At 66.7% G+C, this 17,605-nt stretch carries 16 protein-coding genes; 8 read left to right on the forward strand and 8 right to left on the reverse strand.

Translation table 11 applies throughout. The features are described from left to right. The first annotated feature begins 179 nt into the window (after positions 1-179). Positions 180-626 (forward strand): universal stress protein, encoded by a 447-nt coding sequence (locus AC5P6X_RS17730; protein WP_005411629.1) that lies wholly within the window; start codon positions 180-182, stop codon positions 624-626. Between the two features lie 269 nt (positions 627-895). Here the strand turns inward: AC5P6X_RS17730 and AC5P6X_RS17735 are convergent, their stop codons facing one another. After that, the gene (locus tag AC5P6X_RS17735) at positions 896-1,180 is read right to left on the reverse strand and encodes a DUF2782 domain-containing protein (RefSeq protein WP_005411628.1); all 285 of its coding nucleotides are present in this window, start codon (positions 1,178-1,180) and stop codon (positions 896-898) included. 98 nt (positions 1,181-1,278) lie between these two features. Between AC5P6X_RS17735 and polA the strand changes: the two genes are divergently transcribed. Together polA and AC5P6X_RS17745 are read left to right on the forward strand one after the other, a co-directional pair. Further along, positions 1,279-4,053: a DNA polymerase I gene (polA, locus tag AC5P6X_RS17740; protein ID WP_262091061.1), complete on the forward strand. Its 2,775-nt coding sequence runs from the start codon at positions 1,279-1,281 to the stop codon at positions 4,051-4,053. Positions 4,054-4,393: 340 nt separating this feature from the next. Beyond that, positions 4,394-4,873 carry a DUF421 domain-containing protein gene (locus AC5P6X_RS17745; RefSeq protein ID WP_024957711.1) on the forward strand — a complete coding sequence of 160 codons (480 nt, stop codon included), beginning with the start codon at positions 4,394-4,396 and terminating at the stop codon, positions 4,871-4,873. Positions 4,874-4,915: 42 nt separating this feature from the next. Here the strand turns inward: AC5P6X_RS17745 and AC5P6X_RS17750 are convergent, their stop codons facing one another. The 7 genes from AC5P6X_RS17750 to AC5P6X_RS17780 all read right to left on the reverse strand — a co-directional run bounded on the left by AC5P6X_RS17750 (position 4,916) and on the right by AC5P6X_RS17780 (position 13,312). After that, complete coding sequence (locus tag AC5P6X_RS17750; RefSeq protein WP_049448196.1) at positions 4,916-6,079, reverse strand: hypothetical protein; 1,164 nt, start codon at positions 6,077-6,079, stop codon at positions 4,916-4,918. 95 nt (positions 6,080-6,174) lie between these two features. After that, entirely contained in the window at positions 6,175-7,071 is an 897-nt protein-coding gene (gene hemF / locus AC5P6X_RS17755) for an oxygen-dependent coproporphyrinogen oxidase (RefSeq protein WP_088429546.1), read from the reverse strand. 54 nt (positions 7,072-7,125) lie between these two features. Further along, complete coding sequence (locus tag AC5P6X_RS17760; protein WP_262091062.1) at positions 7,126-8,739, reverse strand: hypothetical protein; 1,614 nt, start codon at positions 8,737-8,739, stop codon at positions 7,126-7,128. A 37-nt stretch (positions 8,740-8,776) separates the two neighbouring features. Further along, the gene (locus AC5P6X_RS17765) at positions 8,777-9,898 is read right to left on the reverse strand and encodes a hypothetical protein (RefSeq protein WP_262091063.1); all 1,122 of its coding nucleotides are present in this window, start codon (positions 9,896-9,898) and stop codon (positions 8,777-8,779) included. 34 nt (positions 9,899-9,932) lie between these two features. Further along, complete coding sequence (locus AC5P6X_RS17770) at positions 9,933-10,493, reverse strand: hypothetical protein (protein ID WP_049448203.1); 561 nt, start codon at positions 10,491-10,493, stop codon at positions 9,933-9,935. A 30-nt stretch (positions 10,494-10,523) separates the two neighbouring features. Further along, a complete protein-coding gene (locus AC5P6X_RS17775) occupies positions 10,524-10,943 on the reverse strand; it encodes an NUDIX hydrolase (RefSeq protein WP_005411620.1) in 420 nt (139 codons plus the stop codon). Next, positions 10,940-13,312, reverse strand: coding sequence for a S9 family peptidase (locus AC5P6X_RS17780; RefSeq protein WP_049417913.1), 2,373 nt, complete (start codon positions 13,310-13,312; stop codon positions 10,940-10,942). Before AC5P6X_RS17780 ends, AC5P6X_RS17775 begins: the two co-directional genes overlap by 4 nt. Before the next feature lie 168 nt (positions 13,313-13,480). Here AC5P6X_RS17780 and AC5P6X_RS17785 point away from each other — a divergent pair, with 168 nt between their 5' ends. The 5 genes from AC5P6X_RS17785 (at position 13,481) to AC5P6X_RS17805 (ending at position 17,531) form a co-directional block, all read left to right on the forward strand. Then, positions 13,481-13,810: a hypothetical protein gene (locus AC5P6X_RS17785; protein ID WP_043034435.1), complete on the forward strand. Its 330-nt coding sequence runs from the start codon at positions 13,481-13,483 to the stop codon at positions 13,808-13,810. Between the two features lie 37 nt (positions 13,811-13,847). Further along, complete coding sequence (locus tag AC5P6X_RS17790; RefSeq protein ID WP_049448208.1) at positions 13,848-14,501, forward strand: RNA polymerase sigma factor; 654 nt, start codon at positions 13,848-13,850, stop codon at positions 14,499-14,501. After that, positions 14,498-14,713: a hypothetical protein gene (locus AC5P6X_RS17795; protein ID WP_049448210.1), complete on the forward strand. Its 216-nt coding sequence runs from the start codon at positions 14,498-14,500 to the stop codon at positions 14,711-14,713. Before AC5P6X_RS17790 ends, AC5P6X_RS17795 begins: the two co-directional genes overlap by 4 nt. A 321-nt stretch (positions 14,714-15,034) precedes the next feature. Further along, entirely contained in the window at positions 15,035-16,330 is a 1,296-nt protein-coding gene (locus tag AC5P6X_RS17800) for an ABC transporter permease (protein WP_237398807.1), read from the forward strand. Position 16,331: 1 nt separating this feature from the next. Continuing rightward, a complete protein-coding gene (locus AC5P6X_RS17805; RefSeq protein WP_049448213.1) occupies positions 16,332-17,531 on the forward strand; it encodes an ABC transporter permease in 1,200 nt (399 codons plus the stop codon). The last annotated feature ends 74 nt before the right edge of the window (positions 17,532-17,605 follow it).

Here is a 17,605-nt window from a genome sequence, read left to right on the forward strand (position 1 = left end):
AGCAGCCGAGCACGGGCTCGGCTCTACAGAGAAGGGCGGGCCGGGCCTGTCCCCCGGACCACGTGACGGTGCGCACACGCCGCTGCGCGACGCCGGATTGATCCTGCTCAAGGCGCCGCCTCCACATCCGGTGTGCAATGGTGTCGTTCCCATCTGGCAGACCGCCACGGAGCCCCACCATGTACAAGCGCATCCTGATTGCCACCGACGGGTCCGAGCTGGCCGACAAGGGCCTGGCGAAGGGCTTGGAGCTGGCCAAGGACCTCAACGCCGAGGTCGATATCGTCACTGTTTCCGAGCCGTGGGCGGTCGGCATGTACGACGCCATGGGCTGGAGCGTGGGTTACATGAACAGCCCCGAGTACAAGGCCGACCGCGAGGAAGGGGCGCAGAAGGTACTGCAGCCGGCGCTGGCCAAGGCCGCCGAGCAGGGCATCACCGCCAACCCGGTACACGTGCTGGACCGCTATGCGGCCGACGGCATCATCGAGACCGCCGGCGAGCGCAACAGCGACCTGATCGTGATGACCTCGCACGGCCGCCGTGGCGTGACCCGTGTACTGCTGGGCAGCCAGACCGCCGAAGTGCTGGCACGCAGCACGCTGCCGGTGCTGGTCATCCGCTGATCCATACCCGCAGATTCAAGCGTTCCCGGGGAGGGGACCCGACGCCGGCCGCAGGATGCGCGCCGGCGTTGTTTTTTGTGGGGGATCGGGGGCGGATCCACGCATGGCGTGGATCTACTGATAGGCGGTCACCCACGCATGGCGTGGACCCACGTTCGTTGTCCCGGTAGATCCACGCCATGCGTGGATGGGCCGTGCCAATCACCCTGAGGGGGTCAGAGCCCTTTCCTGTGGAAAGGGATCCGACCCCGGTCACAACCCCGGTCACCTCACCAGCTGTACAGCTTCCAGTACACCGGCGACACACCGTCCTTGTCGTTGTCGAAACGGCCGTCGCCGTTCTTGTCGTACATGTAGAACGGAGCACCGCGCGATGGCGTCACCTTGACCATGCGCAGCTGGCCGGACACACGGTATTCCTCGATGACATCGCCGTTGTCCATGGTGCGCTTGGAGACATCGGCGCCCTTGACGTCCACCGGGGGAGCACCTGCGCCACCCATGCTGGCGCAGCCAGCGAGCAGGAGCAGGGAAGCCAGCATCAGGGTCTTCATCGGCGGGGGCCTTTGCCTGGAGAGAGCCCTGATTATGCCCCATCGCCAGGTGCGTGCCGTGTCGTCGCGGTGCAGGCACGGGCGCGTAGAATCGGCCCATGAGCAGATTAGTCCTGATCGACGGGTCCAGTTACCTGTACCGCGCGTTCCACGCGCTGCCGCCCCTGTCCAATGCACAGGGTGAACCCACTGGCGCACTGTTCGGCGTGGTCAACATGCTGCGTTCGACGCTGAAGGAACGCCCGGCCTACGTCGCGTTCGTGGTCGATGCGCCCGGCAAGACCTTCCGTGACGACCTGTACGACCAGTACAAGGCCAACCGCCCGCCGATGCCCGATGAGCTGCGCAGCCAGGTCGAGCCGATGTGCCGCATCGTCGAGGCGCTGGGCATCAGCATCCTGCGCGTCCCCGGCGTGGAAGCCGACGATGTGATCGGCACGCTGGCCCTCCAGGGCCTGGCGCAGGACCTGAAGGTGACCATTTCCACCGGCGACAAGGACTTCGCCCAGCTGGTGCGCCCGGGCATCGAGCTGGTCAACACCATGACCGGCAGCCGCATGGATTCGGATGCGGCGGTGATGGAGAAATTCGGCGTGCGCGCCGACCAGATCATCGACCTGCTGGCGCTGATGGGCGACGCGGTCGACAACGTGCCGGGCGTCGAGAAGTGCGGGCCGAAGACCGCTGCCAAGTGGCTGGCCGAGTACCAGCACCTGGATGGGGTGATGGCGGCCGCGCCCTCCATGAAGGGCAAGATCGGCGAAAACCTGCGCGCGGCGCTGGAGCGTCTGCCGCTGAACCGCGAGCTGGTGACCATCCGCACCGACCTGGCGCTGGACGCCAGCCCGACCACGTTGGCCCTGCGCGAGCAGGACGTGCCGGAGCTGACCGAGCTGTATGCGCGCTACGGCTTCACCCAGGCGCTGAAGGAGCTGGGTGCGCCGGTGCCGGCACCGGTGGCCGCCAGCGAGGCGACCCCGAGCCTGCGCGGCACTGCGGCCGGCTTCGCGCGTGGCAGCGTCGAGGCGCCCGCCGCCGGCACGCTGGATCCGGCACTGTCCGCGCCGGGTGAATACGAGACCGTGCTGAGCGCCGAGCAGCTGCAGGCCTGGGTCGAACGCCTGCAGCAGGCCGACCTGATCAGCTTCGATACCGAAACCGATGCGCTGGACGCGATGCGTGCGCGGCTGGTGGGCATCAGCCTGGCCGTCGAGCCGGGCAGGGCGGCGTACATTCCGGTCGGCCACGATTACCCGGGTGCGCCGGCCCAGCTGCCGATGCAGCAGGTGCTGGACGCACTGCGCCCGGTGCTGCAGGACCCGGCGAAGAAGAAGCTGGGCCAGCACGGCAAGTACGACCTGCACGTGCTGCGCCGCCACGGCGTGCAGGTGCAGGGCTACCACGACGACACCATGCTCGAGAGCTTCGTGCTCAATTCCACCGCCACCCGCCACGACATGGATTCGCTGGCGCTGCGCTACCTGGGCTACAGCACCATCAAGTTCGAGGACGTGGCCGGCAAGGGCGCCAAGCAGATTCCGTTCTCGCAGGTGGGCATCGACGAGGCCAGCCGCTACGCCGCCGAGGACGCCGACATCACCCTGCGCCTGCACCACGCGCTGCAGCCGCAGCTGCTGGCCGAGCCGGCGCTGGACAGCGTTTACCGCGGCATCGAGATGCCGCTGGTGCCGGTGCTGGCCAGCATCGAAGCCAACGGCGTGCGGGTCGACACCGACGAACTGCGCCGGCAGAGCCAGGACCTGTCTTCGCGCATGCTGGCAGCGCAGCAGAAAGCCACCGAGCTGGCCGGGCGCAGCTTCAACCTGGATTCGCCCAAGCAGCTGCAGGCGGTGCTGTTCGACGAGTTGAAGCTGCCGGCGGTGGTGAAGACTCCCAAGGGCCAGCCCAGCACCAATGAAGAGGCGCTGGAGGCGATTGCCGACCAGCACGAGCTGCCGCGCGTGATCCTGGAGTACCGCGGGCTGGCCAAGCTGCGCAGCACCTACACCGACAAGCTGCCGGAGATGGTCAACCCGGACACCGGCCGCGTGCATACCAGCTACCACCAGTCCGGTGCCGCCACCGGCCGCCTGTCCTCGTCGGACCCGAACCTGCAGAACATCCCGATCCGCACCGAGGATGGTCGCCGCATCCGCCGCGCGTTCATCGCCCCGGAGGGCTTCCAGCTGCTGGCGGCCGACTATTCGCAGATCGAACTGCGGATCATGGCCCACCTGTCCGAGGACCCGGGCCTGGTGCGTGCCTTCGAGCAGGGCGCCGACGTGCACCGTGCCACCGCCGCCGAGGTGTTCGGGCGCACGCTGGAGGAAGTAACCCCGAACGAGCGCCGCGCCGCCAAGGCGATCAACTTCGGGCTGATGTACGGCATGAGCGCCTTCGGCCTGGCCCGCAACCTGGGCATCGACCGTGGCCAGGCGCAGGACTACGTGGCGCTGTACTTCAGCCGCTACCCGGGCGTGCGCGATTTCATGGAGCGGATGCGCCAGCAGGCCCGCGACCAGGGCTATGTGGAAACCCTGTTTGGTCGTCGCCTGTACCTGAACGACATTCATGCACGTAACCAGGGCCTGCGCGCCGGTGCCGAACGCGCGGCGATCAACGCGCCGATGCAGGGCACCGCCGCCGACATCATCAAACGCGCGATGGTGGACGTGGACCAGTGGCTGCGTGACAGCGGCGCACCGGCACGGATGATCCTGCAGGTGCACGATGAACTGGTGTTTGAAACCGAAAGCAGTTTCGTTGAAGACTTGCGTTTGCAGGTGGTCGAGCGCATGTCGCAAGCGGCCAAACTGCGGGTGCCACTGGTGGTCGATACCGGCGTCGGCAACAACTGGGACGAAGCGCACTGAGGGTATTTCAGGCCGAAAACGACGTGAATTCGTTCATTCGTCAGAGGTTTCTGACTCGATCATGAATGTTGTCCTGATCGAGGTTCATTAAATTGGGCCCCTTCACGAACCGTTAGTGTTCGGAGTGCTTCTATAACTCTCGACAGGCGCAACGCCTGTTGTGGATCTCTCCCATCCCCTGGAGCAGATCTCGGAACGGGGACTCCTCCCCAAGTGCCCGTTCCCCGGCCCCGTTGACCTCCCCCTGGTCAGCGGGGCTTTTTATTTGTGCCGCCGCAGCACCAGGGATGGGGTCAGATCCTTGGTGCTAGGCTGGGCTACCGTCCCACAGGGGAAGACCATGCCCGACCTGTTCGCACTGGCAATGCCCTGGTGGGAGTTCATCCTGCGCGCGGTGGTGGTCTATGTCGTGGTGCTGGGCATGGTCCGGCTTGGCGGCAAGCGGGCTCTAGGGCAGATCACGCCCTTCGACGTGCTGTTGATCGTGCTGCTGGGCAATGCGGTGCAGAACGCGCTGCTGGGCACCGATACCTCGCTGGGCGGCGGCCTGCTGCTGGCCGCGACCCTCATCCTGCTCAACTATGGGGTGGGCTGGCTGACCACCCGGAATCGACGCATGGAGCGGATGATCGAAGGAGAACCTACCGTAATCGCGCGCGATGGCCGGCTTTTGGAGGGTGTTCTCCGCCGCGAACTGATCAGCCGGGCCGATTTCGATGCTGCGTTGCGCCAGCAGGGTGGCCTGCGGATCGAGGATGTGCAGATCGCCCTGCTGGAGACGACCGGGCACATCACCATCCTTCCGCGGAAGGGCACCTGATCGTGCAGCACCGAGCATGGGCTCGGCGCTACAGCGCATCATTCACGGTGTGCAGCGGGTAGTGCCGGCCGCCGGTTTGCGCTCGTAGTAGGCGAAACGATTGCCGCTGTCGATACCGACCAGGTTGCCGTTCTGCAGCAGCTGCAGCACGAAGTCGCTGCCGATATCGCGGTGGATGAGGATGCGGCCGTCGCTCAGGCTTGCCCGCAGTGGCTGTTCGCGGCCACGGGCCTCAACCACACCACCCTCGAGGAAACGCAGCTGCGACAGCACGCTGCGCTCGGCTTCAAAGCTGCCACAGGGCAGTGCGGCGGCCGGCACCGGCGTGAGCGCTGCCGCGGGGGCGCTGGCGAGAACGGCAAGGTCTTTGGCCGGACCGCAGGCCGGGGCATCCGCGCGCTGTGCACAGGATCGCTGCAGCGCATCGCGGGCCTCCTGCAGGCGGCCACTGCTCCACAAGGTTTCGGCGGTGTCGGCGCAGAACGTTTCGCCCTGTTGCACGCGGCAAAGGTCGATCAGTTCATCAAGCTGTGCAGGTGGCAGAGGCGCATCCACGGAATGCTGCAGGCCGAGCAGGGCCTTGCCCATCATTTCCGAGGCAATCTCTTTGGCTGCCGTCATGCAACCCTCGGCGTCGAACGAGGGCAGCTCCTCCCTGCAGATCTCGGGAATCGGCGGTTCTTCCTTTCTGGGCGCTGCGTCCTTGGCCTGCTGCTGGTAGGTCTCCAGCAGGCGCATGCAGGCTGCGCCCACGCCCTCGGCGCACCAGGCGTGCAGTTTCACGGGTGCGGCCTCTGGCAGCGCCTCCAGGCACTCGGAGGTGTTCATCACGCAACCGTCCTCGACGGGCTGCGGCATCGTCTTGCAGGCGGCGGCGTGCTCACGGGTGAACTCGCGATAGGGCGTGCTGATCGTGCGGTCGTTGTCCGAGAAGTACCAGTTTTCCAGCTGGCCCGTGGAGAGGTTGCCGGTACCGAGCACGTCTTCCTGGCGGGCGATGCGCAGTTCCTCGGTGGCCTGGTAGGGGCCGGACAGGAAGCCGTGGCCTTCGCTCTCCAGGGTCAGCGTGGTGTTGCCGCTGCTGTCCTTGTAGGTGCCGCAGGCCATCGACTGCGCGGCGGCCGGCAGGCTGGCCGAGGCCAATGCAAGCAACAGCAGGGAGCGCCAGCCCACAGCGCGGGGGCGGGGGGAAACAGCAGCGGGCATGGGGTCATCCTTGAAGGAAGTGAGCAGGGCCTGTCCGGTGCGGGGCGCACCACAGGCGCGAGAAGGCGCCACGCGTCAGGCGTGGCGCCGGAAGATCAGAGCCAGTCGCGTGGCACCAGGTAGTCGGCCAGGCGCGCCTCGGCGCTGCCCGCTTCCGGGGCGAAGCCGTACTCCCAGCGCACCCGCGGCGGCAGGCTCATCAGGATGCTCTCGCTGCGGCCGCCGCTCTGCAGGCCGAACAGCGTGCCGCGGTCGTAGACCAGGTTGAACTCCACGTAGCGGCCGCGGCGGTACAGCTGGAACTCGCGTTCGCGCTCGCCATGCGCGGTGTCCTTGCGCTGCTGCACGATCGGCAGGTAGGCGTCGAGGAAACCATCGCCGACCGCACGCAGATAAGCGAAGTCGCGCTCGAAGTCGCCGTGCAGGTCGTCGAAGAACAGCCCGCCGACGCCGCGCGTTTCATTGCGGTGGCGCAGGAAGAAGTACTCATCACACCAGCGCTTGTGCGCGGCATAGCGTTCGTCGCCGAACGGCGCACACAGATCGCGTGCCACCTTGTGCCAGTGCTGCACATCCTCGTCGAACGGATAGAACGGGGTCAGGTCGAAGCCGCCGCCGAACCAGCTGGCCACCACTTCACCATCGCGCTGCGCCTGGAAGAAGCGCACGTTGGCATGGGTGGTCGGCACGTAGGGGTTGAGCGGGTGGAACACCAGCGACACGCCGGTGGCGCGCCAGGAGGCGCCGGCCAGTTCCGGGCGGTTGGCCGAGGCCGACGGCGGCAGGCGGCTGCCGGACACATCGGAAAAGCCGATACCGGCCTGCTCGAACACCGCGCCGTCGCGCAGCACGCGGGTGCGCCCACCGCCGCCCTCGGCACGCTGCCACAGGTCTTCCTGGAAGCGGGCCCGGCCATCGACGGCCTCGATCGCCGCACAGATGCGGTCCTGCAGGTCGGTGAGGTAGGCGCGCACGCGCTCGAATTCGTTCATGGCGCGTACTTTACCGCAGGGCCCGCCCGAAGCTGCGGACAGGCCCTGGCCGGCTCAGCGCTTGCGGTTGGAATGGCGTGGCGGCGGGGTGTCGTCTGATGCCGCGTCATCGGCCGCCTTCTGCAGCGCGCGGCCCAGATCGATCAGTTCCCAGTTCTGGGTGCCGAGCACGTCGCAGGCCACGTGCAGGCCACTGCGGTCGGCCTTGCACAGCCGGTCCAGCAGTGCATGTGCATCCACCTCGGCATCGTTGCCCTGGGCCGTGACCAGGTTCTCGCAGCCCTCGCGGACGCCGGCTCGGCAGACCGTGGTGTAGTGCTCGGCGGCCTGCAGCCAGTGCCCGGACAGCGCAAGGCGGTTGCCGAGTATGTTGCAGCCCTGCAGCCTGCCCTGCGCGCAGCAGGCTTCCGCCCCGCCGGCAGCGAGCGCCTGCGGGCAATCCTGGGGCAGCGGCAGCACGGTGTACTGCTTTGGTGCACTGCAGCGGCCCGGGCCATCTCCAGTGGAGGTGAACACCTGGAAGCGGGTCCAGGTATCCAGGCCCAGCAGTTGGCCGCCAGGCAGCGGACGCAGCACGAAGTCGCCGCCCCTGTCGTGGCGGATGCGGATGTCGCCCTCTTCGACGCGGGCGCGGAGATGACTGTTCCAGCCAACGCCGACCAGGCCGTTGTCACCGAAGTCCAGCGTGTCCATCAGACCGCCATCGGCCCGGTAGTTGCCGCAGGGCAGGGCCGTTGCCGGTTGCGGTTGCAATGATGCGCCCAGCGCCTGCAACGCCGGCAGATGCTCGCAGGTGGCGGTGTCGTTGCCCGGTGTGCAGGCCGCAGCCAGCGCCTGCACCGCCAGCAGGGGATCTCCCGCGTCCCAGGACAGTTCGGCCACCCGCTCGCAGAAGCCGCCATGCGCTACCTCGCGGCACAGCCGCAACAACTGTTGCCGCCGCTCAGCCGGAATGATCACCGGCACGGTCGGCGCCGTCATCGTCACCATGGCTTCGGTCATGGCTGCCGTCATCGCGGCCTTGACCAGCTGCGCCTGCACTGCGGGGTCGGCCTCGAGCGCGGCGGCACATGCCGGGGTTTCCTGTTCGAAGCCACCGTTGTCACAGGCAGCGGGGAGCTTGATGCCGGACAGGGCGGCGTCGAGGGCCGCCTTCTGCTGGACAGGATCGGCCTTCACCGTAGGCTTGGCTTCATCACGCCAGCGATCAGCCAGTTGCAGGCACATGCCGGGCACGCCTTCCCGACACCCTGCTTCCAGCGCGGCCGGAGTGGCTTCGTGACGGTTGTCCAGGCAGGCCACGGCATTGGCCAGGCAGCTGCCTTCAGCCGGTGTGGCTGCGGCGGCGCACTGTTCGGGGGCCAGCAGGATGTAGGTCGTGCCATCCACCTCGACCGTGCGGCCACGATCACGTACCTGCAGCGGGCTGGGCAGGCCGTACTCCAGGTTCACCAGTTGCAGCTTCCCGTCGATCTGCTGGAACGCGACCGGAGACGGTGCACTGCCGAAGTGCTTCTGCTCGCCACGGTTGGGTGAGCTGATGCGCAGCGTGCTGCTGCCTTCGTCGGCCTTGAATAGACCGCATTGTGGTGACTGTGCGGCGGCCATCGGTGCGGCCAGCAGCAACGCCCAAGCCAGCCAGCGGCGGCGCGGTGCGGGTGAATGCATGTCGTCTCCTTGACGATCAAACGGGAAACTCCAGGCGCTACGGCGAACCACGGCCCTCGCGCGGGGGCGTGCATTGTGCCGTGCCGGGCACGAACTGGTAACGCTGGTAGGCGGTCTGCGCATCCATGCCGAGCAGATCGCCGTTGCCGAGCTGGCGCAGCACAAGGGTTTCGCCGTTCTGCTGCAGGTGGATGGCGCCGTTCTGCAGGCGGGCCCGGGTGCCATCGCCGAAGTCGAGCCTGTCGATCACGCCTCCATCGGCCTGGTAGCGGCCGCAGGGCACCTGCTGGGCCGGGACGAGGCGCAGGTCAGCGCCGGGACCGCGCAGCGGTGCGATGCGTTCGCAGGCGCTGGCGCGGCCGGCATCGCAGACCACCTGCAGCGCCTGCACCGCCAATGCGGGCTCCAGCGCGATCAGCTGCTGTGCGGCTAGTTCGACGCAGAAGCGGCCACTGCGGTGCTGCAGGCACAACTGCTGCAGGCGATCGCGTGCAGCGGCCGGAAGCGGTGAATCCGGCATGTTTTCGTCTTCCTGTTGCAGGCGTTCACCGACCTTCTGCATGGCGGCGGCCAGCGCATCGCCGGTCAGCGTCTCGCAGGCCCGCGGGTCATGGCCGGGCGTGTGTTCGCGGCAGATGGGCGGGCGTTCGAAGCGCGCGGGGCTGGTGTCATCGCTGCCGACTGCAGTTGTTCCATCGCGAAGCTGGCGCAGCAGCGCCGAGCAGCCCGCGCCAACGCCTTCGCTGCACGCACGCTGGGCCTGGCCGGGTGAGGCCGTGGGCAGCCGTGCAACGCAGTGGCTGCCGGCGGCGCGGCAGCTGCCGTCCATCGCGCTGGGCTCGCTGGCGCAGGCGCGGGGCTGGCGCAGGGTGTAGAGCACCACCCCGTCGTGCTCGATGCGCTGCCCATCGGCGCTGATCCGGATCGGCTGCGCCACGCCATCGTCGAGCATGACCAACCGCGTCTGTGCCGCACCGCGATCAACCCACAGCGGCTGCGGCTCGCTGCCATCATCGTGGTGGTAGCCGCTGCCCGGAGTGGTGAACACCAGCGCCATGCCGCCATCGGCGCTGCGGTATTCGCCACATTGCAGCGCATCGGCGCCGGCAGGCAGCGCAGTCAACAGCAGCAATGCGGGGAGAAGGGTCGAAAAGCGCAAGCGACGGTCCTTGTCGTGCGGGAAAGGGGGTGGCTCAGTGGAAGCGCGAGCGGATGTCCGGCCGCAACAGGCGCCAGGCCAGCCAGCCCTGCAGGCCGAGGAGCACCAATGACATGGCCACCACGGTCAGCGTGATCAACCAGCGTTTCAGATGGAGTTCCTGCTGCAGGACGGCGTCGTCGGAGAGAAACGGGATGACATCACGCATGAACACGTCCAACCAGCCGGCGATCGCAAAGTTGGCCAATGCGCTCAGCAGCAGGATCACCACAAAGCTCCACAGGCCCCAGCTGCGCTCGCGCAGCAGGCCCCAGCTGGCCAGCGTCGAGGCCAGGCACAGCAGCGCGGCAATCATCGACGCGGCTACCGGATGCGCCAAAAGCCAGATCAGGCTGTGCAGGTGCTGGTCTTGTACTTCCCTCTCAACCAGATGCCAGATCGGAAGGTTGTGCAGCGGCCACAGCAGCAGCCCCTGCATCACGAAGTACACCGTGAGCAGCAGCGACAGCCAGAACGAAGCGTGTGCGATCGGGCGCACCCAGGCGTGATAGGTCGGCTGGACCAGCGAGGGAATCGGCGGGATCGACATTGACATCCGGTGTCCTTGCAATCGGTGCCCGCGCGATCAGCGGGCCGTCACCCGGGTGGCGACGGCCGGCAGGATATGGTGTTCGCTCAACGGTGCCAAGGGCTGGCCATGCGGCGGCTGCAGTGGCACCCAGGCCAGTTCGGCGATCTCGGCACATGCCTGTGGCGTGCCGTCCACCCGCACCCACCAGGCCTGTGCCTGCACGCGATGGCCGGGTTCGTTCACCGCCCAATCCTCAAAGGTGCCCAGCGCGATGGCGGTTTCGGCGCACAGCTGCACACCGAGTTCTTCGTCCAGTTCGCGGGCCAGCGCCTGCAGCGGCGCTTCGCCGGGTTCGGGCTTGCCGCCCGGTTGGATGAAGCGGCTGGCGCCGTGCTTGCGTACCACCAGCGCCCGGCCGCGGTCATCCAGGATGACCGCGGCCACGATGTGGATCGTGGCCGCGGCGTTGCTCACTTCAGGTTCTGCTCGAACAGCTTGAGGATGCGCTTGTACTGGTCCAGCCAGGAATCGGCGCGCACATAGCCGTGGCGCTCCAGCGGGTACGGTGCGATCGACCAGTTGTCCTTGTGCAGTTCGATCAGGCGCTGGGTCAGGTTCACCGAGTCCTGGAAGAACACGTTGTCATCCATCATGCCGTGGGCGATCAGCAGGTTGTCCTGCAGGTTCTGCGCGTATTCGATCGGCGAGGACACGCGGTACGCCTCCGGATCGATGTCCGGGGTATTGAGGATGTTGCTGGTATAGCCGTGGTTGTACTGGTGCCAGTCCACCACCGGGCGCAGCGCGGCGCCGGCCTTGAACGTGCCCGGCGAGCGGAACAGGGCCATGAAGGTCATGAAGCCGCCGTAGGAACCACCGTAGATGCCGGCATGGTCGCGGTCACCCTGCTGGGTGTCGACCAGCCAGTCCAGGCCGTCCTTGTAGTCTTCCAGTTCCGGGTGGCCCATGTTGCGATAGATCGCCGTACGCCAGTCGCGGCCGTAGCCCTCGCTGCCGCGGTAATCCATGTCCAGCACGATGTAGCCCTTCTGCACCAGCAGGTTGTGGAACATCTGCTCGCGGAAGTAGGCCGGGTAGCGCTGGTGCACGTTCTGCAGGTAGCCGGCGCCGTGCACGAACATCACGATCGGGTACTTCTTCCCCGGTTCCTTGTTTTCGGGCTCGTAGTACTTGGCCCAGACCACGCCGGCGCCATGCTTGGACGGCACCGCCACCAGCTTCGGCTGGATCCACTGGCGCGCCTTGAACTCGGCAGTGCGGGTGTCGGTCAGCACGCGGGCCTGGCCTGCGCCGGTGCTCGGTACCACGGCCAGCTGCGCCGGCAGGTAGGCGCCGGAGTAGCGCACCAGCAGCTGCTGGCCGTCCGGCGACAGCGAGAAGTCTTCCACGCCGTTGAGGCTGGTCAGCTCGCGCACCTGGCGGCTGCCGGTGTCGACCGCGCAGACTTCGTAGTCATGCGGCGCCTGCTGGTTGCACAGGAAGTAGAAACCCTTGCCATCGGCCGAGGGCACCGGCGCCGAGGTTTCCCACTTGCCGCTGGTCAGCGCCTGCGGCTTGGCCGTACCGGACTGGGTATACAGGTGCGAGAAGCCCGATTCCTCCGACAGCAGCCACAGCGTGCGGCCATCGGCCATCCAGCCGAAATCATTGAAGCCCCAGTTGATCCAGGCGTTGTCGGTCAGGCGATGGCGGTTCTGCACGCGGCCGTCGGCGGCGTTGATGCTGACGATCCAGCGGTCCTTGTTGTCGTTGGCACGCAGCATCACCGCGGCCTGCTGGCCATCGGGGCTCCAGCGGATGCCACCGCCCATGAAGTCGCTCATCACCTGCAGGCTGCGCTCGCCCTTCAGCGCGTCCTTGCCGGCCTTGCGGCGCAGCTCGGCCAGCGGATCGGTGCTGATGCCCGGCAGGCCGGCCAGCGAAACCTTCTCGGCCTTGCCGGTGCGCACGTCCACGTACCACAGCGTGTGCGGCTCGAAGCCGTTACGGCCGACGCGGGTGCGGGTGTCCTCGGTTTCCTCGTAGCCCGACTCGGTCACGTACAGCGGCATCTTGCCGCCACGGCCGTCATCGAAGTCCTTCGGCTTGGTCACCACGACCAGGTGGGTCAGGTCAGGCGACAGCACGCTGTCGGCGATCTCCACGTCGGCGCCCAGGTACACCGGGCCCGGCGCGCGGGTCGGGTCAGCCTGGCGCCAGCGCTGGTCCTGGTCCTTCAGTGCTTCGCGCTGGTCACGGTCGCGGCGAAGGGTTTCCAGCGTGCGCAGCTGCTGGTCGCGCAGCACGTCGGCCTTCGGCGGCGTACGCGGGTCCTTTTCGGCCTTCAGGCTGGCCACCTGCTGCACGCCGCTGGCGGCGGTCCAGTGGAACCAGTTCTGGCCGACGCGCCAGATCACGCCATTGTCGGCGGCGAAGTTCACGTTGCCCGCGCGCTCGTTGCTGCGGGTCAGCTGCGTCAGCGCGCCGCTGCGCAGGTCGCGCACGAACACGTCGCCATTGCGCACGAAGGCGCTGCGGCTGCGGCTGCGGTCGTAGACCGGCTCGGCCACGTCCAGGGTGCCGCGCTGGTCATCGGCCACCTGCGCGGCCACGCCACCGGCCACCGGCTGGCGGAAGGTATCGCGCACCGGGCTGCCGTTGCGCTTGAGCTGGTACTCCACCTGCTGGCTGTTCCACGACCACCAGGCCTTCTCGACCGGCGGGCCGATCCAGTCCGGGTCGGCCATGGCCTGTTCGATGGTGATCGGCGTCGGCGCGGCATGCGCGGCCGGTGCGGCCAGCACGGCCGACAGCAGGAGGGACAGGGGCAGCACTCGGGACATGGGCGGACGGCACCAGTAGAGGAAAACCGGCCAAGCGTAGCAGCCGCACGGGCCGGGGGCAGGGGCCACAGGTCATGGCAGCGGGATTGGCAAAGTAGTGCAACCGCTGGCCGGCCTCGCGCATCCATTCTCCTGAACCCGCATCATCCACCGAACAGGAGCCCGACCATGCAGGAACTGATCCCGATCACCCTCTTCATCTGCATCGCCTACGCGATCCACGCCATTGCCGATGCCCGCGCGCGTAGCAAGCTGGTGGCCCCGCACGTGCCCGAGGAAGTGATCCGCTCGCTGGCCGTGCTGGAAGAAGAGCGCCGCCGCCAGGGCGCGCTGCGCTGGGGCATCAGCCTGGTCTGCCTGGCGCTGGCCATGGCCCTGCTGGAAGCGATGGGTGCCCGTGACCTGACCTTCGGCGCCGCCGCCGCACTGGTCGGCAGCGCCGGCCTCGGCCAGCTGCTGGCCTGGCACTTCACCCGTCCCGCCGTCCGCAAGGGCTGAGCTGGAACATGCCACGGGCACAGGGGGCGCCCCGTAGATGAGCCTGTTCGGCGAAGCATTGTCGGCACTGCGGGGCCGTCGCCGTCACGATGCAGCGGCGACGGCGGCACCCGCCGCACCGCTGGACGCGGACCAGGCCCTGGTGCGAGCCATCATCGATGGCTCGCAGTCGGCCTTCGCGCAGCTGGTTGAAGCCCACCAGCGCACCTGCGCGCATGTGATCGGACGCATGGTGGGCGACCGCGACCAGGTGGCTGACCTGCTGCAGGAAACCTTCCTGGCCGTGTTCCGCCAGCTGCACCGGTTCCGCTTTGAATCTTCGTTGCGTACCTGGGTTTCGCGGGTGGCCTACACCACTGCACTGCAGCACCTGCGCCGGCGGCGGCTGGAGGCGCAATGGGTGGTGGCGGTGGAGGTGCCGGAGGAACTGGGGATCGGCGATGAAGGCCCCGGGCCCGCCGAGTTGAGCGAGGCGCTGCAGGCCGGGCGCCAGCTCGGCGTGGCACTGGAACGGCTGAGCGCGCCGCAGCGCCTGATCGTCGGCCTGCACTACCTGGAGGATTTCGATCTGGCCGAAATCGAGCAGGTGACCGGGCTGGCGCGCGGTACCATCAAGAGCCACCTTCACCGTGCGCGCCAGGTCCTGAAGCAGGAACTGACGCGGCGTGCCGCCGCCGGAGAACTGCTGTGAACCGACCGACCGACCCTCGCGATGCGGAAGAGCGCGCGCTGGCGCAGGCGTTGCGTGAGCAGGTGCAGCGGGAAGAAACGCCGGATGTGAGTGAGGCGCTGCAGAAGCGCATTGCCGCTGAGTCGCGCGACAGTGGCGTGGGCTATGTGGTGGTGCAGGTGCTGTTGTTTGGCGCGCTGTTGGCTGCAGCGGCCTGGTACATCTGGGTCTAGAAGAACATTGACGCCCGCAACTGCTTTGGGACGCTTCTTCCTCCAACTTCCGATCAGATATCCAAGCGTCGGGCGTTGTCTCCACGTCGGCAGTTGGCCTTTCCCGTCAGACTCCGTCACGTCGGCCTCGTCATCAGTGGCAGTCGCTCTATCCAGGGTCCGCGAGCTACGTGTGTTTCCTGAGGAAAGTTGCAAACTCCATGCCTCCGCTTGAGTCGGAGTTTCACAATCAGAGACTCTCAACCATCAGCTTCCACGGGTATGGAGTGAGAATCACATGGACAGGTGCGCCAGTAATCCAACGCCGGATGCAATTGGATGATGCTCTACTACATCCAGCTTTCGCTTGCCCGATTCAAGCAACGAATCGGGACTCATCTGGCAATCGCTCTCATGCTGGGTGCGGGGGTGGGGATCACGACCGTGATGCTCTCCATTGTTCTCCAGGCATCGTCGGATCCCGCGCCAGGCCGGAGCTCCGCGTTGTTCCGCCCGTACCTTGACGCGCGTCCAGATGCTCTGCGCAGTGGTTCCTCGGATCCGGGACAGGCACTGACCTGGCCGGATGCGAAGGCGCTTCTGGGCCAGGGGAGGTCGTGGAAGCAGGCCGCCATGGCGGGCGGGGCGGTGACGCTCTCCCGGCCGGGAGCCTCCAGCGCAAGGCTGCGTGCGAGGTTCGCAACGTCCGAAGTGTTCAGTGTTCTTGGCATTGCTGTTGTTGAAGGGCGCGCATGGACCGCCGAGGAGGGGCATGCTGCGAGTCGTATAGTGGTCCTGTCGCGTGCGCTTGGTGAGCGCGAGTGTGCGCAGGACTGTGTTGGTCATCGGTTGGAACTGGGCAGGCGCACCTACACTGTTGTGGGTGTCGCGGAGGATTGGCATCCGGTGCCGATGTTTCAGGGAGATCTCACACGCCGGCCGTTTGTGGAACCTGACGAGATCTACCTGCCGGTTGAGACCGCAATCGCGGACAGGCTGACTGTTGTGGATGGGACGGCGATCTGGGGGGGTGACCAGGACACGGACCCTGCAGGAGCCAACGTGTCATGGCTCCAATTGTGGGCGTGGCTGCCCACCGCGGACGATGTCGCCGCCTACCGGGCGAATCTGGATGCCTATGCACAGGCAAAGGGCCTTCGGATCGAACCAGGCACCCAGCAGGTGGCACTTTGGCCGTTGATGGAGTGGCTGGATAGGCTGGGATTGGTTCCGGAGCGGGCCAGGATGCAGCTTCGGCTGTCACTGATCCTTCTCGGTGTGTGCATCGTCAACGCGGCGGCGCTGCTGAGCTTCAGTCTGGGGCGCCGTCGGCGGGAGCTCGCGATACGACGTGCACTGGGAGCGCGACGTCGGGACGTGTTCATCCAGCTCATGTGGGAATCCATCGCGGCGGGAGCCGCAAGCAGTGTGCTCGCTGTCGTCACCTACACGCTGGGAATCCGGGTGGTTGCTGCGGGAGACGTTCTGCCCAGCGCGATAACGGCGATGCATGCTGGGGCAATGCTGATGGCCGCTGGCCTGGGAGTCGTCACGACGTTGCTCTGTTCATTGGTCCCGTCGTTTGAAATCTGCAGGGTCAGCTCCCTGTCGAGTGCCTTCGCGAAGGGGGCTGCCTGAAATGTTCGACTCGATGAGGGAGACCCGACGACATTTGGGAAGCGCCGCACTGCTTGCAGTGCAGGCAGCGCTTGCAAGCCTGGCATGTGCGTTCGCACTGCAATCTGCGCTGGACAGCTTCGCCAGATTGAACGCCGGGAGCATCCGGGAGGCAGCATCGATTGGTGTGGTCAGAGTCTCTGATGTCGAAGACGGCGCGGATGCGGCAGTGCTGCGGGCAGACCTGTCCGCGATCCGGCTGCCCGGTGTTCAGAACACGGTTGTGAGCGACGCTGTTCCGTTCGGGGGAAGAGCCCATCGATACGGCGTATGCACCAGTGAGTCGGCCATGGTGCATTCGATGAACGCGGGCACGGCAGACGTTGCTGGATGTGATCGCGTTCCCGTTGTAACTGCAAGCTCTGGCTTGCTGGCGATGCTGGGCGCGGGAATCGTCCTGGGGCGCGATGCCATGGAGGAGGACATGGTTGAAGGCGCTCCGGTGGTGCTGATCAGTGAATCGCTGGCTGCCCATCTGTTCGGAACGGGGAATGCTGTTGGCCGCCACCTGTATTTCGGCCCCGGCAGCAGCCGGGTCATCGTGGGCGTATTTGCGTCTGTTGCTGGACCGGCGCCAGGCGGCAATGAGCGGGACTCGCAGTGGGTGCTGCTCCCGGGCCTTCCCATGGGCGCCAGTCGCTATTATCTGGCGAAGTGGAAGTCGGAGGTTGATCGTTCATCGCTTGATCGCACCGCCGATGCGCTGCAGCGGCCTTATCGGATCATGCATCCAGCCGGTGTCGAGACGCTGGCGGGTTATCGCGACGCCTACGTCAAAGCTGATCGCTTCGCTACGACCGTGCTCGCGGTCATGACCGCCGTTGTTCTCGGTGTGCTGATGGCCGGCGTTTCTGGAGTTGTGGGCGCGTGGCTTGATCAGCGCCGGCACTCCATTGGGGTTAGACGGACATTGGGTGCTCGCGGATCCGTGATCTTTGCCGAAATCATGTTCGAGGTTTCACTGTTCACCACGCTGGGCACCCTGCTCGGCGCGTTGTCGTTGCAGTGGGTAGGGTCGCCGCAGGACGGCATCACCGGTTCACCGTGGTTCTCGATATCGAGCGCTGTTGTGCTGGTGATGGCGGCCTGCTTGACTGCACTGGTACCCCGGGCCCTGAGAATCGCCAAGGAGCCGCCCTTGACCCTGCTGGAGCCCCTGTAGCCCATTCATCCTGTCACCCAGCTTCACCTGCGACAAAGTGAAGCAGCGCGTCACCCGGTCGCATCCCGTCTTAA

Source organism: Stenotrophomonas sp. YJH_SMC_40, assembly GCF_059368615.1.